15 protein-coding genes are annotated in these 17,359 nt (G+C 66.7%); 4 read left to right on the forward strand and 11 right to left on the reverse strand.

What is annotated here, in order from left to right:
• Positions 1 to 4: 4 nt before the first annotated feature.
• Both AC1RJ5_RS00065 and AC1RJ5_RS00070 read right to left on the reverse strand, forming a co-directional pair.
• Positions 5 to 784, reverse strand: a complete 780-nt coding sequence (locus AC1RJ5_RS00065) for a cyclase family protein (protein ID WP_269575646.1) — start codon at positions 782 to 784, stop codon at positions 5 to 7.
• Positions 785 to 815: 31 nt separating this feature from the next.
• Complete coding sequence (locus tag AC1RJ5_RS00070; RefSeq protein ID WP_493111013.1) at positions 816 to 2,645, reverse strand: tetratricopeptide repeat protein; 1,830 nt, start codon at positions 2,643 to 2,645, stop codon at positions 816 to 818.
• Between the two features lie 128 nt (positions 2,646 to 2,773).
• On the opposite strand from AC1RJ5_RS00070, the gene AC1RJ5_RS00075 reads away from it, so the two are divergent.
• The gene (locus tag AC1RJ5_RS00075; RefSeq protein ID WP_493111015.1) at positions 2,774 to 4,174 is read left to right on the forward strand and encodes an amidohydrolase family protein; all 1,401 of its coding nucleotides are present in this window, start codon (positions 2,774 to 2,776) and stop codon (positions 4,172 to 4,174) included.
• A gap of 87 nt (positions 4,175 to 4,261) precedes the next feature.
• On the opposite strand, the gene AC1RJ5_RS00080 is transcribed toward AC1RJ5_RS00075, so the two are convergent.
• On the reverse strand, positions 4,262 to 4,735 hold the full coding sequence (locus tag AC1RJ5_RS00080; protein ID WP_184165226.1) for a MarR family winged helix-turn-helix transcriptional regulator: 474 nt from the start codon (positions 4,733 to 4,735) through the stop codon (positions 4,262 to 4,264).
• A gap of 348 nt (positions 4,736 to 5,083) precedes the next feature.
• On the opposite strand from AC1RJ5_RS00080, the gene AC1RJ5_RS00085 reads away from it, so the two are divergent.
• Positions 5,084 to 6,412 (forward strand): M24 family metallopeptidase, encoded by a 1,329-nt coding sequence (locus AC1RJ5_RS00085; protein ID WP_342249630.1) that lies wholly within the window; start codon positions 5,084 to 5,086, stop codon positions 6,410 to 6,412.
• 243 nt (positions 6,413 to 6,655) lie between these two features.
• Here AC1RJ5_RS00085 and AC1RJ5_RS00090 read toward each other — a convergent pair whose 3' ends face one another.
• From AC1RJ5_RS00090 to AC1RJ5_RS00125, 8 genes are read right to left on the reverse strand one after another with little or no spacing between them, the layout of a single operon-like run.
• The gene (locus AC1RJ5_RS00090) at positions 6,656 to 7,831 is read right to left on the reverse strand and encodes an acyl-CoA dehydrogenase (protein ID WP_493111018.1); all 1,176 of its coding nucleotides are present in this window, start codon (positions 7,829 to 7,831) and stop codon (positions 6,656 to 6,658) included.
• A gap of 11 nt (positions 7,832 to 7,842) precedes the next feature.
• The gene (locus AC1RJ5_RS00095; protein WP_269575641.1) at positions 7,843 to 8,247 is read right to left on the reverse strand and encodes a RidA family protein; all 405 of its coding nucleotides are present in this window, start codon (positions 8,245 to 8,247) and stop codon (positions 7,843 to 7,845) included.
• Complete coding sequence (locus AC1RJ5_RS00100) at positions 8,244 to 8,648, reverse strand: acyl-CoA thioesterase (RefSeq protein ID WP_269575640.1); 405 nt, start codon at positions 8,646 to 8,648, stop codon at positions 8,244 to 8,246. The genes AC1RJ5_RS00095 and AC1RJ5_RS00100 overlap by 4 nt, the downstream gene beginning before the upstream one ends.
• Positions 8,648 to 9,814, reverse strand: coding sequence for an acyl-CoA dehydrogenase family protein (locus AC1RJ5_RS00105; protein WP_493111021.1), 1,167 nt, complete (start codon positions 9,812 to 9,814; stop codon positions 8,648 to 8,650). Before AC1RJ5_RS00105 ends, AC1RJ5_RS00100 begins: the two co-directional genes overlap by 1 nt.
• Positions 9,814 to 10,629, reverse strand: coding sequence for an enoyl-CoA hydratase family protein (locus AC1RJ5_RS00110; RefSeq protein WP_342249625.1), 816 nt, complete (start codon positions 10,627 to 10,629; stop codon positions 9,814 to 9,816). The genes AC1RJ5_RS00105 and AC1RJ5_RS00110 overlap by 1 nt, the downstream gene beginning before the upstream one ends.
• Positions 10,626 to 11,117, reverse strand: coding sequence for a MarR family winged helix-turn-helix transcriptional regulator (locus AC1RJ5_RS00115; RefSeq protein ID WP_269575637.1), 492 nt, complete (start codon positions 11,115 to 11,117; stop codon positions 10,626 to 10,628). The genes AC1RJ5_RS00110 and AC1RJ5_RS00115 overlap by 4 nt, the downstream gene beginning before the upstream one ends.
• Positions 11,114 to 11,875 (reverse strand): SDR family NAD(P)-dependent oxidoreductase, encoded by a 762-nt coding sequence (locus tag AC1RJ5_RS00120; RefSeq protein WP_269575636.1) that lies wholly within the window; start codon positions 11,873 to 11,875, stop codon positions 11,114 to 11,116. Before AC1RJ5_RS00120 ends, AC1RJ5_RS00115 begins: the two co-directional genes overlap by 4 nt.
• A 5-nt stretch (positions 11,876 to 11,880) precedes the next feature.
• Entirely contained in the window at positions 11,881 to 14,184 is a 2,304-nt protein-coding gene (locus tag AC1RJ5_RS00125) for a bifunctional salicylyl-CoA 5-hydroxylase/oxidoreductase (protein ID WP_269575635.1), read from the reverse strand.
• A 140-nt stretch (positions 14,185 to 14,324) separates the two neighbouring features.
• Here AC1RJ5_RS00125 and AC1RJ5_RS00130 point away from each other — a divergent pair, with 140 nt between their 5' ends.
• Together AC1RJ5_RS00130 and AC1RJ5_RS00135 are read left to right on the forward strand one after the other, a co-directional pair.
• Entirely contained in the window at positions 14,325 to 15,494 is a 1,170-nt protein-coding gene (locus tag AC1RJ5_RS00130) for a pyridoxal phosphate-dependent aminotransferase (protein WP_493111025.1), read from the forward strand.
• A gap of 118 nt (positions 15,495 to 15,612) precedes the next feature.
• Positions 15,613 to 17,268, forward strand: coding sequence for a DUF885 family protein (locus tag AC1RJ5_RS00135; RefSeq protein WP_342249622.1), 1,656 nt, complete (start codon positions 15,613 to 15,615; stop codon positions 17,266 to 17,268).
• Positions 17,269 to 17,359 lie beyond the last annotated feature (91 nt).

The raw sequence follows: 17,359 nt of genomic DNA on the forward strand, positions 1-17,359 counted from the left end.
CCGTTCAGCCCGCGACCAGCGCGAGGACGCGAAGTGGACTGCCCGAGCCGCCCTTGATCTTGAGCGGGGTGGCGAGGATCACAGTCCCGGTCGGCGGCAGCAGGTCGAGATTCTCGAGGCACTGCAGCCCATAGCGGCCCGCCGCATGGAACAGCGTGTGCGCCGGATAGGCGGGGCTGAGCAGATGCGCCTGGCCGGCATCGGTGCCGATCGTCTCGACGCCAAGCCCATGCGCATCGCGCGCGTCGATCAGGAACTGCACCGCCTCTGCGGACGGCCCCGGCGTATGGGCGCCATCCTCGCGGCGATTGGTGTAGGCGTCGACGTCGCGCTTCGACCAGTCGGTGCGCAGCATGATCCAGCTGCGCGGCGGGATGCGGCCATGCTCGGCCTCCCATGCCTCGATATCCGCGACGGTGAGGAGATAGTCCGGGTTCTCCGCCGACTTGGCCGAGATGTCGATCACGACGGCGGTGGCGATGAAGTCGGCCGGCGGCACGGTATCGACGGCGTTGTTGGGCAGGTCCTTGCCGGTGATCCAGTGGATCGGCGCGTCAAAATGCGTGCCGGTATGTTCGCTCACGGTGAAGTTGTTCCAGTACCAGGCGACGCCGCGTTCATCGTAGCGGGATATCTCTTCCTGGCTGAACCCGGCGCACTGGCCGAACTCGGGCGGCAGGACGAGCGTGGGGGTGTCGGGCGACAGCGTCTGGGTCAGGTCGATCGTGCGGATCTCCCCCGATGCGATGCCCGCGGCGAAGATCTCGAGCGTCTGGCTGGTCATGGTCTGTCCTCCCTGTGGTGGGCGTGCGCGGTCATGCCGGCACGATGTCGAAGGCGATGGTGGTGCGGTGGCCGGTGTCCTCGAACGGCACCGTCCCATGGTAGAAATAGGAGGGGAACAGCACGAGCAGCCCCGGCTCGGGCCGGATCATCCGGGTGATCCGCTCGCGTTCCCCCAGGCGCAGCCCGGTTTCGCCGAACTTCAGCCAGCCCTGGTGGCCGCGGGCCACCACGTCGGGCAGGGCGACATAATAGCAGGCGCTGATCCAGCCCTCGGGATGGATATGGTTCTCATGGAACCCGGCGCTGCGCAGCCGCACCGACCAGGAGCCCGAAAAGGCGAAGCGCCCGGTGTTGCGGCTGAGGAACGGGTGACTGGCATCCATGGGTAGCCCGGCGATCCATGCTTGCACCCGCGCCTCGATCATCCCGCGCACGGCGGCGATCATCGGGTCGGGCAGGGCGAACAGGTCGTCGCTGGTCTGGGTGCCGCCGCGCAGCGTCTGGTCGAGCGGGTGCTGCTGGTCTCGGTGAAGGGCGGAGAGCGCGGTATCGAGCCGGACGTTGAAGTCCGCATCGGGTGGCGTCAGCAGGCTGGCCGAGACCAGCTGCTCGGCATCATTCAGCCATGCCTCACGCGGATCGCCGGTGAAGCGCCAGCCCAGCCCCTGCAGCGCCAGCCCCTGCTGGTCGAAAGGATCGGCGGCGAGCAGCGGCTCGAGGCGCTCCAGCGCCTCGGTCGGGCGATCGAGAATGATGCAGGCCCGCGCCGCTTCGCGTATCGCCGGGGCGAAATCGCCGGCCGCGTCGAACCGCGCCAGCGCGGCGTCGGCTTCTCCGAGCGACCAGCGTGCCCGGCCCAGCTGATGCTGCAGTTCCGGTCCGGCCCGGTCGGCATGGGGGGCGAGCAATGCCGCGGCACCGGCCGCATCCCCGGCCAGCAACAGGCGATCGGCAAGGTCGCAGAGCAGTCCCTCGTCGTCCGGATGCATCGCTAATGCTAGTCGATAGCTGTTTAGCCAGGCATCGCCGCGCCCCTGCCGCCAGAGCAATCCGTTGAGCGATTCATGCGCCGCGCGGTCTGTGGGACGCAGCGTGATCGCGCGCTCATAGGCGACGATCGCCGCATCGATCCGCCCGAGATCCTGCAGGCAATGGCCGAGATTATAGGCGATCTCCGGGCTTGTCGGATCGTGCTCCGCCGCGCGCGCGAGCAGGATCAGTGCCTCGTCCCGCCAGCCGGCAATCCGCAGTGCGACGCCCAGATTGTGCAGCGTCCGCACATGGTCCGGCCGCAACGCGAGCGAGGTGCGGAAGGCGGTGATCGCATGGTCGAGCTCGCCAGCCGCGCGTCGTGCCTGGCCCAGCGTCGCCCAGGCGCGGGCGTTGCGCGGATCGCGGCGGAGCAGGGGGGCGAGCGTGTCGCAGGCACCTGCCGCGTCGTCCGATCCGAGCAGCGCGATCGCGAGGTTCACCCGCGCTTCGTCATAGCCCGGCGCCAGCCGCAGCGCCTCGCGATAGGCGAGGGCTGCGCCCGCCGGATCGGCCAGGTCGAGCAGGCAGTTGCCGAGATTGTTGTGCACGTGCGGCTGGGCGGGATTGGCGGCGAGCGAACGGCGGAACAGCGTAGCGGCATCCGCATTCCGCCCGGCCTGTCGTGCGATCATGCCGAGCAATTGGAGCGCGTCGGGGTTCTCGGGCGCGAGGTCGAGCACGCGCAGCAATATCGCCTCGGCTGGCCCGGGCTGCCCGCCGCGTGCCAGTCCCATCGCATGCTGCAGCGCTTCGCCCAGCGTGCCTGCCCCAAGGCCGTGCTGCCCTGTCGGCGATGCCGGGCCTCCCTCCAGCCTTGTCTGCTTCATCCGCGCGATTCCCAGCCACGGCCCCTCCCAAGTGGGGCCGCTGAGAAGCAAGCTTGCAAATGACCCTTGCCTCGTCAAGAGAATCACGCTTTAAATCATGTGTAATTGGGAATAATAGGGGTCGCGCCATGGTTGAGACGGGGACGCTGCGGGTCACGCGCAAGCATTTGCTGCAGGGAGCGGCGCTCTCCGCCGCTTTCCTGATCGGGGCGATCGCCCCGCATGTCGCACATGCCCAGCAGCGCCCGATCCCCGAGACCAGCGACGATGTCCGCCGCGTGCCGATCCCGCCGATCGACCGCAGCAAGGAGCCGGTGGTCGTGCTCACCGGCGGCACGCTGCTCGATGGGCGGGGCGGGGCGCCGATCGCCAATGCCGTGGTGGTGCTGCAGGGCGACCGGATCGTCGCCGCCGGCTCCGCCGGCACTCCGGTGCCCGCCAATGCGGCGCGCACGATCGATGCCACGGGCCTGTGGATCCTGCCCGGCCTGATCGACCTGCACATCCACTTCACCCAGCAGCGCGGCACCGATATGGGCCGCTATTCGGACAGCACGGCGGCCGCCGCGATCCGCGGCACGATCCTGGCGGACCAGATGGTCACTGCCGGCATCACCGCCGCGCGCGATGTCGGCACGATGGATGACGTCGCGCTGCGCATCAAGGAGGCGGTCGATCGCGGCATGATCCGCGGCCCCCGCGTGATGTGGAGCGGCAAGCTGATCGCCAGCACCGGCGGGCATGGCGACGAAGTCACCTCCACCGCCACCGGCCGCGAAAAGCCCAATCTTGGTGGTGACCCGCACGGTGTCGACGGTCCCTGGGAATGGCGCAAGGCCGTGCGCGAGCAGGTTCGCCGCCTGTCGGACTGGATCAAGATCAGCGCTCCCGCCGACAAGGAAGAACTCGCCGCCGCGATCGAGGAGGCTCATTCGCTGGGCGTCCCGGTCGCGATTGATAGCTATGGCCAGTACACCGATTGGGCGATCGAGGCGGGCGTCGACACGCTCGAACATCCGCTGCTGCTCAGCGACAAGGCCGTGCCGCTGATGAAGAAGCACGGCACTGCCTTCGTTCCCACGATCGGCGCCTTCGACAATCTGCTGGACGGCGGATATCCGACCGCCGGCATTCCCAGCGGCGGCTTCTACTACACCCATTCGCGCCGCTTCGTGATCAACCAGCAGGATCACCTCAAGCGAGTGAACGAGGCGTATCGCGCCGGCGTGCCGATCGGCGTGGGCACCGACATCCCGTTCGAGAATGAATGGCGCTATCCGGACGCCTATTTCCGCGAGCTCGATTATCTCCACCAGGCGGGCATGACCAATGCCGATGTCCTGGCTTCGGCCACCAGCGTCGGCGCGAAGATCCTACGCATGGGCGACAAGCTCGGCACGATCGAGCCTGGCAAGATCGCCGATATCCTGATCGTCGGCGCCAACCCGCTCGATTCGCTGAAGAACCTCCGCGACGTCCGCTATGTCATCGCGGACGGCAAGCTGGTGGTGGAGGGCAGGCCGCGATAATCAGTTACCTCTCTTCCGTCACCCCGGCTCAGGGCGGGGTGACGATGGAAAGACCTCATGACCTGGCTCCGGCCAAGGGTGACGGGATTATTCGATCGGCAGCTTGCTCAAATTCGCGCTGATCTTCTGCAGCGTGCGGAGCAGATGGGCGATGTCGCGGTCGCTCACCCCGTCCATCGCGCGGGTGAACTGGCGGCCGACGATCGGGGTCAGCTTGCGCAGGGTCTGCTGGCCGGCCGGGGTCAGCGTCACTTCGGTGATGCGGTTGTCCTCGGGGTTCGGCTCGGTGGTGACGAGGCCCTGCTCGACCATCCGGTCGATGATCCGGCTGATCGTCGAGCGCTTGGTCAGCGCCGCCTCGGCAATCGCGCCGATGCTGGCCGGCTGGCGCTCGCGCAGCACGGTCATCACCCGGTAGATCGGCTTGGACACGCCATGCTTGTGCAGCACGATGTCCATGTCCTCGTGATATTTGAAGTCGGCGTGCGCCATCAGGTAGAATGGCGAGTTTTCCAGGCGAAAATTGGGACTGCTCGGGTCGTAGACGGTGCGATTGTCCATCAGGTCCTCTGCCGCTTTTGTGGTTCTCTTAAGCGCACTCGTGGCCATGTTTCCCTCAATCTTTCCGCAGGATCAAGACGTTGCGCCGGGCCGGACGGTGCATGCAGACGGGTTAGTCGAAAACATATGCATTTGCACCTATCAATATGCATTCCCGCCCGAACGGGCCGCTAGCGGCTTGCCCGCCCGGCCTTGCAGGCGGGACGGCGGCAGGATTCGGTCCTGATCCTTTTCGGAGCGCCCCATGCCGATCGATCGGCAAAATATCAACGATAATCGCGTGATTATTGTTCCATTTCCGTTGTGGTCCTGTCACGTTCCCCATGAGGAAATCATGGGAGAACCACCTTGTCGTTCAAGCCTTTGCGCCGGCTGGCCCTGCCGCTCGCGATCCTGCCGCTGCTCGCCGCGCTGCCCGCACAGGGCCAGGAGGCCAAGCGCCGCTGGGATCAGATGTGCCAGATCCGCAAGGACAAGCTCGACCTGATCCTGCCCGAGGTGATGCGCGAGAACCGCATCGATATGTGGATCGTCGCCTCGCGCGAAGGGCATGACGATCCCAATGCCGGGCTGCTCGGCGGCGGCTATGTCGGCGATATCGGCTATTATGTCTTCACCGATCGCACCGGCAGCGGCCGGATCGAGCGCGCCGCGATGGGGATCGGCGGGGCAGGGTTCGATCAATGCCCGATCTATGACCTGAAAGTCTCGCCCGCCGAGCTGCGCAAGTTCGTCGAGGCGCGCGATCCGAAGCGGATCGGCATCAATGTCGCCTCCGAGATCGGCACCGCCGACGGGCTCAGCCATTCGCTGCATGGAAAGCTGGTCGAGACGCTCGGCCCGCTGCTGGCCGGGCGGCTGGTCCCGGCCGAGAAGCTGGTTTCCGACTTCCGCGCCCGTCACTCCGTCAATGAGATCGCTGCCTTCACCAGGACCGGGGAATATTCGCGCACCATCCTGGAGCGCGCGCTTTCCAACGAAGTGATCCTGCCCGGTCACACTACCACCGGCGATGTCGCCTGGTGGATGATGGAGCAACTCCACAAGGAGGGGCTGGGCAGCAGCTTCGGCTTGCCGAGCATCTATATCCTCGGCCCCGGCGAACGCGGGCCGGTCTCGGGCGATCATGTCATCCAGCCGGGCGACCTGATCACCGTCGACTGGGGCGTGAATTACCTGTTCTACTACACCGACATGAAGCGCATGGCCTATGTACTCAAGCCCGGCGAGAACGCGGCGCCGGCCGGCGTGCAGCGTGCCTATGACAAGGCGCAGGACATCCGCCGGATGATCCTCGACGTGATCCGCCCTGGCGTCACCGCGGGCGATGCGCTGGCCGCGGTCAACAAGCGGGTGGCGGAAACGCCGGGGCTGGTGCTTGGTCGCTATGATGATCCCAGCAAGGACATGAAGGTCTCCGACGTGGTGATCGGCAGCCACTCGGTGGGCGATTGGGGTCACGGCTCGGGCCCGTCGATCGCCGACTTCAACCCGCTGCGCATGACCTATCAGCTGCGGTCGAGCAATTTCCTGTCGATCGAGCTGTTCCTCTACACGCAGGTGCCCGAATGGGGCCCGCGCAAGATCAAGATCCCGCTCGAGGACAATGGCGTGGTCACCGATCGCGGCTTCGAATGGGCCTATCCGCCCAACAGCCGCATCCTGCTGGTGAAGTGAAGGGCAGGCCCGCTTGCAATGTAGGATTTCGCATGCTTGCCTTGGGCGGCTGGGCCTCTGGTCCGGCCGCTCCTTGAGGCTGCTGGCGAAATAGGATTACGCGCACGCAACATTGTTGCGAGTTGCGGCGCGCTTGCGGGAACTATGTCAACTTGAGGTGCCGAAAAACCCGCTCTTGGCCTGTACTTCGTGTACTTTGGCGAGTCAGCCGCCGGCCCGCTGTAGGAAGCGGGCCGGGCAAGATCAGAAGGCGGCGATCCCGGTGATAGCACGGCCGAGGATCAGCGCATGCACGTCGTGCGTGCCTTCATAGGTGTTGACCGTTTCCAGGTTCATCGCGTGGCGCATCACCTGGAACTCGCCCGAAATGCCGTTGCCGCCATGCATGTCGCGCGCGGCGCGGGCGATGTCGAGCGCCTTGCCGACATTGTTGCGCTTGACGATCGAGATCATCTCCGGCGCGAACCGGCCCGCGTCGATCAGCCGCCCGACGCGCAGCGAGGCCTGCAGGCCGAGGGCGATCTCGGTCTCCATGTCGGCCAGCTTCTTCTGGAAGAGCTGGGTCGCGGCAAGCGGGCGGCCGAACTGGTGGCGGTCCAGCCCATATTGGCGGGCGGCGTGGAAGCAGAACTCGGCGGCGCCAAGAGCACCCCAGCTGATCCCGTAGCGGGCGCGGTTCAGGCAGGAGAAGGGGCCCTTGAGCCCCTCGGCCTCGGGCAGCAGTGCGTCTTCCGGCACTTCGACATCGTCGAGCTGGATCATGCCGGTGATCGAGGCGCGCAGGCTCAATTTGCCTTCGATCTTCGGTGCCGAGAGGCCCTTGAGCCCCTTGTCGAGCACGAAGCCACGGATCGCCCCGCCATGTGCATCGGACTTGGCCCAGACGACGAAGACGTCGGCGATCGGGGCGTTCGAAATCCAGGTCTTGGCGCCGTTCAGCCGGTAGCCGCCGTCGATCTTCGTGGCGCGGGTGCGCATGCCGCCGGGGTCGGAGCCGGCATCGGGTTCGGTCAGGCCGAAGCAGCCGATCCACTCGCCGCTGGCGAGCTTCGGCAGGTACTTCTGCTTCTGGGCCTCGGAGCCGAAGGCGTGGATCGGGTACATGACCAGGCTCGACTGCACGCTCATCATCGAGCGGTAACCCGAGTCCACCCGCTCGACCTCGCGGGCGATCAGGCCATAGGCGACATAGGATGCGCCGACGCCGCCATAGGCCTCGGGCACCGTTGGCCCCAACAGCCCCAGCGCGCCCATCTCTCGGAAGATCTCGGGATCGGTCGTTTCCTTGTCGAAGGCCTCGATGACCCGCGGCGCCAGCTGCGCCTGCGCATAGTCGCGCGCGGTGTCGCGGATCATGCGCTCCTCGTCCTCCAGCTGCGCGTCGAGCAGCAGGGGATCGGCCCAGTCGAATTTCTGCATTTTGGGGTTCCTCAGGCGGTGGGGACGACCGCGATCGTCTCGATCTCGATCTTGGCTTCGGCCTCGACCAGTGCCGCGACCTGAACCACGGCCATCGCCGGATAGTTGCGGCCGATCAGTTCGCGATAGGCGGCGCCGATCTCGGCGATCTGCGCGAGATATTCGTCGCGGCTGGTGACGTACCAAGTCATCCGGACGATATGCTCGGGGCCGGCTCCACCCTCGGCAAGGATCGCCAGCGTGTTGATCAGCACCTGGCGGAACTGCCCGGCGAGATCCGCCGAGACGAAGCGCTCTTCTTCGTCCCAGCCGACCACGCCGGCGGTGAACACCATCCTGCCACTGGCCGCGATGCCGTTGGCATAGCCGCGCGGGCGCTTCCAGCCGGGAGGGAGCAGGCTTTGATGGGCGGTCATTGGCATTCCGTTTCAAGGCGTTGGCGATATTCGGGAGGCCAGGGCTGCGAGGTGCCGCCGGCGAGCGCGATCAGCACCTGGGTAAGGCGGACGCTGAAGCGCGGCGCACCTTCGCAGGTCACTTCGACTTCGAGATCGATCGAGCTACGCCCGACCCGGGTGAGCTGCACGGTGAAGTCGAGCCGGTCGCCCAGTCTGCTCGGCGCGGTGAAGGTGGAGGTGAGGCTGACGGTGGGCAGGCCGAGCCCGCGGCCCATGTGCATAGCACGCCTGTCATCACCCAGCACGGCCGGGGTCCAGTCTTCCACCGCGGCGTCGCACAGCTCGAGGCAGCGTGGGTAGAAGGCGATGCCCGCCGGGTCGCAGTGCGCGAAGCGCAGGGGGTAGGAGACGCGGAACATCAGCCCGCGCTCTGGGCGAGATGCTGGCGGGCGATGACGATCTTCTGCACCTCGGAGGCGCCCTCATAGATGCGCAGCGCCCGTACCTCCCGGTACAGCGCCTCGACGGGCGCGCCGACGGTGACGCCGAGGCCGCCGAAGATCTGCACGGCCTTGTCGATCACCTGCTGTGCGCTGTCGGTAGCGTGGAGCTTGGCCAGCGCCGCCTCGCGGGTGTTGCGTTGGCCCCGTACGTCGCGCAGCCAGCCGGCGCGGTAGATCAGCAGTGCGGCGGTATCGATGTCGAGCACCATCTCGGCGAGCTTCGACTGGGTCACCGGATTGTCGGCCAGCGTGCCATCGCCCAGCTTGCGGGTGCGGGCCCGCGCTGTCGCTTCGTCGAGCGCGCGGCGGGCAAAGCCCAGCGCCGCCGCGCCCACGGTGGTGCGGAAGATGTCGAGCGTCGCCATCGCCGCCGCGAAACCCCGCCCGGCTTCACCGAGCAGCGCGTCGGCGGGGAGCGCCATGTCGGTGAACTCCAGCGTGGCGAGCGGGTGCGGCGCGATCACTTCGATCCGCTCGGTGACGCGCAGGCCGGCCGTATCCGCATCGACGACAAAGGCGGAAATGCCCTTGGCGCCGGGTGCCTCGCCGGTGCGGGCGAAGAGGACGTAATAGTCCGCGATGCCGCCATTCGAGATATAGGTCTTTGCGCCGTTGACCCGCCAACCGTTGCCATGGCGCTCGGCCAGCGTCTCCATCGAGGCGACGTCGGAGCCCGAGCCCGGCTCGGTCAGCGCGAAGGCCGCGATCTTCTCGCCCCGCGCCACGGCGGGGAGATAGGCGGCCTTCTGCGCCTCGGTGCCGAACAGCGAGATCGTGCCCGATCCCAGCCCCTGCATCGCAAAGGCGAAGTCGGCCAGCCCCGAATGCCGCGCCAGCGTCTCGCGGATCAGTGCCAGCGAGCGGATGTCGATCGTGTCGTGCACGCCGCCCCAGGCAGCCGGCACGCAGTAGCGCAGCCAGCCGCCGTCGCCGAGCGCGCGGACCAGCCGGCGGCATTCGGCGTCCACCTCCGCGCCGTGATGATCGGAGAGGTTGGCGATGCACCAGGTCTCCAGCGCATCGGCCAGCTGGCGGTGCCTGTCGTCGAGGAAGGGCCAGTCGAGGAAGCTGCGGTCGGCCATCAGTCGCCCTCGAACACGGGCGTACGCTTCTCGGCAAAAGCCTCGAAAGCGCGGCGGAAGTCCTTTGTTGCCATGCAGATTGCCTGGGCTTGCGCTTCCATTTCGATCGCTGTTTCGACGCTCACGGCCCATTCGGTGTTGAGCTGGGTCTTGGTGATACCGTGCGCGAAGGTCGGGCCGGCGGCAATGCCGCGCGCCAGTGCCTGCGCTTCGTCGAGCAGGCTCTCGGCCGGTACCAGCCGGTTGTGGAAGCCCCAGCGCTCGCCTTCCTCGGCGGACATCATCCGGCCGGTGTAGAGCAGGTCGGAGGCGCGGCCCTGGCCGATGATCCGCGGCAGGATCGCGCAGGCGCCCATGTCGCAGCCTGCGAGGCCGACGCGGGTGAACAAGAAGGCAGTCTTCGCCGCCGGCGTGGCGAGGCGCAGGTCCGATGCCATCGCCATGATCGCCCCGGCCCCCACGCAGATGCCGTCGATCGCCGCGACGATCGGCTGCGGGCAGGCACGCATCGCCTTGACCAGGTCGCCGGTCATCCGGGTGAAGGCGAGCAGCTCGGGCATCGCCATTTCGGTCAGCGGACCGATGATCTCATGGACGTCCCCGCCCGAGGAGAAATTGCCGCCGGCACCGGTGACCACCACTGCCTTGACCTGCGGCGTGTAGACGAGGTCGCGGAAGGTATCGCGCAGCTCGGCATAGCTTTCGAAGGTCAGCGGGTTCTTCCGTTCGGGCCGGTTGAGCGTGACCGTCGCCACACCCTCGCTAAAGGCCCATCCGAAATGCTCCGGTGCGAAGCTGGTCGGATCCATGGTCATTCCTCTCCTTCCTCGGCGGCGAGCGAGTCCTTGAGCACGCCCAGAAGCTGGTGGAGCTGGCCGCGTTCCTCGCGGCCCAGTCCAGCCAGCATCGCTTCGATCCATTCGTGATGCGCCTCGGCCAGCCCGGCGAAGCATTCGCGCCCGAGCTGGGTCAGCCGCGCCACCGAGGAGCGGCCGTCGGTGGGCGAGGGGGCCAGGCTCACATAGCGATCGCGCACCAGCACCTGGACGACGCCGGTGACGTTGCCGTTCGAGACGAGCAGCGCCTGGGAAAGCTGGCCCATCGTCATCCCTTCCGGATGCCGGTCGAGCGCGGCCATCACGTCGAAGCGGGGCAGGGTGACGCCATATTGGTCGGCGAAGCGGCGCTTGAGGCGCTTTTCGATCACCGTGGTGCAGGTGAGCAGCCGCAGCCACAGCCGCACGCTGCCGCGATCGTCGAGCGCGCCGTCATGCTTCTCGCGGAGCGATGTGGCGCGGGTCACATCACTTCTCCGCCGGCGATCGGGATCGCCTGACCAGTCACCGATCCGCTGGCCGGCAGGCAGAGCCACACCGCCGCCGCGGCGACTTCCTCCGGCGTGATCAGCCGCTTCTGCGGATTGTGCCTGGTGAGCTCGGCAAGCGCCTCGGCTTCGCTGCGGCCGGTGCGGCTGGTGATCGTCGCGACCGCCTTCGCCACGATATCGGTATCGGTGAAGCCGGGGCAGAGCGCGTTGGCGGTGAGCGGGGTCGCGGCGAATTCGGCGGCGAGCGCGCGCATCAGCCCAATCGCGCCATGCTTCGAGGCGACATAGGGCGCGGTATAGCCATAGCCCTTGAGCCCCGCAGTCGAGGCCACGGTGACGATCCGCCCGGCAGGCGCCGCGAGCAGGTCGGGCAGGGCCGCCTGGCAGCAATCGAACAGCGCATCGAGATTGGTCGCCATCGTCTTGCGCCACGCCTCGGCACTGACCTTGGCGAAGGGCGCGCTGGGCGCGATGCCGGCATTGTTGACCAGGATGCCGATCGGGCCATGCGCCGCCCGGGCGGCCTCGAACGCGACATCGATCGATGCGCGGTCGGTCACGTCGGCGGAGACTGCGATCGCGCCGGGGATAGTCGCGGCCACGGCTTCGAGCGCGTCGAGCCGGCGACCCAGCAACGTCAGCCGGGCGCCCTCTTCGGCGAATGCGCGCGCAATCGCGGCACCGATCCCCGATCCGCCGCCGGTGACGACTGCATGAATGTCCTTGAGGCGCATCGGCGTCAGCTCCGGAGTGCCGCGCCGGTCTCGGCGGCACGTTGCAGGTTGCGGGCGAGCTGGCTCATCCCGCCAAGATATTGGGGCGGCACGCGCACCCCGCGATAGCCGTGCTGGGCGGCGGCGCGCAGCGTCCACATCGGATCGACCATATGCGGCCGCCCGATCGCCACCAGGTCGGCGCGGCCGGCGGCGAGGATCGAGTTGGCGTGGTCGGTCTCGAATATATTGCCTACCGCCATGGTCGAGACGCGCGCCTCGTTGCGGATCTTGTCGGCAAAGGGCGTCTGGAACATGCGGCCATAGACCGGCTTGCACTCGGCCCAAGTCTGGCCGGCCGAGACGTCGATCAGATCGGCACCGGCTTCGCTGAAGGCGCGGGCGATCTCCACGGCCTCCTCGGGCGTGACGCCCTGGTCGCCCATCCAGTCGGTTGCCGAGATGCGGACCGACATCGGCCGTTCGGCGGGCCAGGCGGCGCGCATCGCCGCGAACACCTCGAGTGGATAGCGCAGCCGGTTCTCCAGGCTGCCGCCATAGTCGTCGGTGCGGGTGTTCTGCAGCGGCGTTATGAAGCTCGAGAGCAGGTATCCGTGGGCGGCGTGCAGCTCGATCATGTCGAAGCCGGCATCGACTGCCATCCGCGCCGCCGCGACGAACTGGTCGCGCACCGCGTCCATGTCGGCGCGGGTCATCGGTCGGGGCGTCGCGTTGCCCGCGCTCCACGGCACGTCCGAGGCGGCGATCAGCGGCCAGTTTCCGCTGTCGAGCGGCTGGTCCATGCCTTCCCAGCCGATCTTCGTCGAGCCCTTGGCACCCGAATGGCCGAGCTGGAGGCAGATCTTCGCACCGCTGTTCGCATGGACGAAATCGGTGACCCGCCGCCACGCCGCGACATGCTCGGGCGCGTACATGCCCGGGCAGCCCGGCGTGATCCGCCCCTCGGGCGAGACGCAGGTCATCTCGGTATAGACGAGGCCGGCACCGCCCTGGGCGCGGGTGCCGTAATGGACGAGGTGGAAGTCGTTCGGCGTACCGTCCACCGCCGAGTACATCGCCATGGGCGAGACGACGACGCGGTTGTCCAGCGCCATCTCGCGCAGCCTGTAGGGCGCGAACATCGGCGGGACCGGCTTGTCGCCCTTGCCGCCCGGCGCCTGGGCCTGGAACCAGCGCTCCACGCCTTCCAGCCATTCCGGGTCGCGCAGGCGGAGGTTCTCATGGCTCACGCGCTGCGATCGGGTGAGCAGCGAATAGGCGAACTGGATCGGCGCGAAGGGCAGATAGCGGTCGAGCGTCTCGAACCATTCGGTCGAGTTACGCGCGCTGTTCTGCAGCTTGAGCACTTCGACGCTGCGCTCGGCCTGGTATTCGGCCAGCGCCTGTTCGCGGCCGAGCCCGGGGCGGTTGAGCACTTCGGCGAGCTTGATCGCGTCCTCCAGCGCCAGCTTGGTGCCCGATCCGATCGAGAAATGCGCGGTGTGCGCCGCGTCGCCGAGCAGGATCAGCTTGTCGTACGACCAGCGCCCGGTGACGATCCGGCGGAAGTTGAGCCAGGCCGCCGAGCCGCGCAGATGCCCGGCGTTCGACATCAGCGCGTTGCCGTCGAGATACTTGCCGAACACCCGCTCGCTGAAGGCGATGGCGTCGTCCTGGCCCGCCTGGTCGAGGCCGAGCGCGTGCCAGGTCTCCGGCGCCATCTCGACGATGAAGGTCGATAGGCTGTCGTCGAAGCGATAGGCGTGCGCCCAGACCCATCCTTCCGGGAGCTGTTCGAAGGCGAAGGTGAAGGCGTCGAACACCTTGTGCGTGCCGAGCCAGATATATTTGTTGCGGCGCGGCTGGATGTCGATGTCGAAATGCTCGGCATAGCGGTCGCGGATGCGGCTGTTGGCGCCGTCGGCGACGATGACCAGGTCATAATCCGCCCAGTCGGCCAGGTCGTCGCTTGCCTCATGCTCGAAATGGAGCTGCACCCCAAGGTCGCGGGCGCGCTGCTGCAGGATCGCCAGCAGCCGCTTGCGGCCGATGCCGATGAAGCCGTGGCCGGAGGAGCGGATGCACTCGCCATGGATATGGACGTCGATATCGTCCCAATGCGCGAACTCGCCGCGGATCGTCTCGCCGCTGACGGGATCGTTGGCCATCAGGTTCTCGACCGTCTGGTCGGAGAAGACCACGCCCCAGCCGAACGTGTCGTCGGCGCGGTTGCGCTCGAAGACGTGGATGTCGTGGCTGCTGTCGCGCACCTTCATCGAGATGGCGAAATAGAGCCCCGCCGGCCCGCCGCCCACGCATGCGATCTTCATCGAGCAGTACTCCCTCGCGGCGACTCCGTCCGTGTCACCTAACGCTCGCAGCGTAGATATTTCAAGCCTGAAATTTCAAGCTTGAAATATCATATATCACGCAATTATTCACGGGTAATGGAGTCGAAAAGGGGTCGAGAATGAAGTGGCCGGCACAGCGCCTCACGGGCGGATCGAAGAAGAGCTTCGGCATGTATGACGAAGCGTCCAAGCTGGATGCGGCGGGGGTGGACCTGATCCATCTCGAGTTCGGCCGGCCGCATGCGGATACGCCGCTCCACATCAAGGAGGCCGCCAAGGCTGCGCTCGATGCTGGTATCGTCCATTACGGCGATTTCCGCGGCACGCTCTCCTTCCGCCAGGCGCTGGTGAAGAAGCTTACCGAGTTCAACAGGCTCGACTACGGCGTCGACGAGGTGCTCGTGTGCAACGGGCTTACCCATGCCTCGTTCGCCGCCTTCATGGCCGCGATCGATCCGGGCGACGAAGTGATCCTGCTTGATCCCTATTACCCCCAGCATATCGGCAAGACCGAGCTGGCGGGCGGCAAGGTGGTGATCGCCGGGCTCGACAAGGCCGACAATTTCGCGATCTCGAAGGAAAAGATCGAAGCGAAGATCACCGATCGCACCCGGATGATCGTGCTGGTCAACCCGGCCAATCCGACCGGCCGCGTCTATAGTCGCGAGGAGCTGCAGCAGGTCGCCGACCTGGCGATCGCGCATGACCTGCTGGTGCTGTCGGACGAAGTCTATGAGTACATCACCTATGGCAAGGCGGAGCATGTCAGCATCGCCAGCCTGCCGGGCATGCGGGAGCGGACGATCACCTGCTTCGCCTTCACCAAGGCCTATTCGATGGACGGCTGGCGGATCGGTTACCTGACCGCGGATGCGAAGCTGATGCCCGCGATCATGCGCATCACCATGACCGACGTGACCCACGTCAACGTCTTCATCCAGGAGGGCGCGCGTGCGGCGGTCGAGGGACCGCAGGATGCGATGCTGGCGATGGTCGAGGCCGATCGCCGCAAGCGCGACATCGTCGTCCAGGCGCTGAACCAGATGCCCGGGGTCACCTGCGCTGAGCCCGAAGGTACGATCTATGCCTTTCCGGACATCAGCGGCACCGGCCGTTCCTCGCAGGATCTCGCCATGGCGATCCTCAAGGAAGCGCATGTCGTGGTCGAATCCGGCAGCTTCTACGGGCCGGGCGGGGAAGGGCATCTGCGCGTCTGCTTCGGATCGGAGTCCGAGGCGCGGGTGACCGAAGCGATGGAGCGGCTGGCGCGGTTCTTCAACACGTTGTGATGGCACTCTCGTCATCCCGGCCTTGAGCCGGGATCCCGCTTGTTTCCGCAGCCAGAGGGAGCGGGATCCCGGCTCAAGGCCGGGGTGACGACAGGTTTCAATTCGAGGAGAAATGGGGATGAAGAAGCGTCTGGGTCTTGCCGCCGCCTTGCTGGCCTTGCCGGCGCTTCCGATCCCCCTTGCACCGCCCGCTTCTGCTCAGGCGGAAGCTCCAGCGGCACAGGGCTATGACGCCCTGCTCGCGCTCTACAAGGAATTCCGCGCCTTCGTGCCGCCGCCGATGGTCAAGGGCGTGCCCGACTATTCGCCAGCGACGATGGCGCGCCACTATGCCGAGCTCCAGCGCTTCGAGGCGCGGCTGGCGGCGATCGACGACAGCAAATGGCCGGTCCCGCAGCGCGTCGATTACATGGTCGTCCTCGCCGAGATGCGCGGGCTCGAGTTCCAGCACCGGGTGATGCAGCCATGGAAGCGTGATCCGGCCTTCTACAGCACCACCAATCTCGGCTTCGGGCCGAAGATGCACGGCGCCATAGCCATCCCGAAGCTGCCGATCGCCAGGGACAAGGCCGAGGTGCTGGCGGCGAAGCTCAACGCGGTGCCGGAAGCCCTGCGCCAGGCGCGGGCGAACCTCACCGATGCGCGGGGCGATCTCGCAAGGTTGGCGATCGTGCAGAAGCAGGTCGAGGTGAACGTCTATGGCGAGCTGGCCGCCCAGGCGGCGAAGCTTCAGCCTTCGCTCGTCGCGCCGGCGAAGCGCGCCCAGGCCGCGGCGGCCGAGTTCAAGGCCTGGCTCGAAAGCATCGAGGCCACCTTGCCTGCATATGGCGGTGTGGGGGCCGAGAACTATGCCTGGTATCTCAAGCACGTCCTCCTGCTGCCCTATACGCCTGAAGAGGTCCGGGTGATCGGCGAGCGCGAATATCAACGCCAGCTCGCCTTCCTGAAGATCGAGGAGCATCGCAACCGCGCCATCCCGATGCCCGAGCCGGTCAAGACCCGCGCCGAGTTCGATGCCAAGCGCAAGGTAGAGGACGAGGACCTGCTCCGGTTCCTCCGCGACGGCGATTGGGTGACCATCCCGGACTATGTGAAGCATGACCCGGAGGAGGGGCCGTACCAGTTCCCCTTCGAGAAGGATCCGTCAAAGCCGGGCCTGTTCGATCCGCCCCAGCACCTCCACTTCTTCTTTCAGGCAGAGTTCCGCGATGGCCGCCCGCTGCGCGCGCACAACCTGCCCGGCCATGCCTTTGATGCACTGCAGGCGGCGCGCGACACGCGACCGGTGCGCGGCCAGCCGCGGCTGTTCTTCGTCAACGGCCTGCGCAACGAGGGCTGGGCCTTCTATCTCGAGGAGTTCCTGATCCAGTCGGGCATGCTCGAGGGCCGCCCCAAGGCGCGCGAGATCGACTATATCCTCGGCGCGAAGCGCGCCGCGCGCATCCTGCCCGAGCTGAAGATGCAGGCGAACGAATGGACCTGGCGGCAAGCCAATGCCTCGCTGGTCTCTCGCACGCCCAAATGGATGGCTCCTGGGGATGCGGTCGCCCAGTTCGATATCGAACTCTACCTGCGCCAGCCGGGCTATGGCATCGGCTATTACATGGGCAAGGTCGAGCTGGAGAAGCTGCTCGCCGATGTCGCGATGCAGGAAGGCGACAAGTTCGACATCAAGTCGTTCCATGATCGCTTCCGTGCTGCCGGTTCGATCCCGATCTCGCTGATCCGCTGGGAAATGACGGGCAAGGACGATGAGGTCCGCGCCTTGCGATGACCAGCGAATGTGCTGCCGGGATGCGGCCCGGGCGGCATTTTCGCGGCGCTGGCCCGGCGGGAGCGATTTTTGCGACCGAAGTCTGTCTTGC

It is taken from the genome of Sphingomonas sp. GW822-FHT03G08 (genome assembly GCF_058801135.1).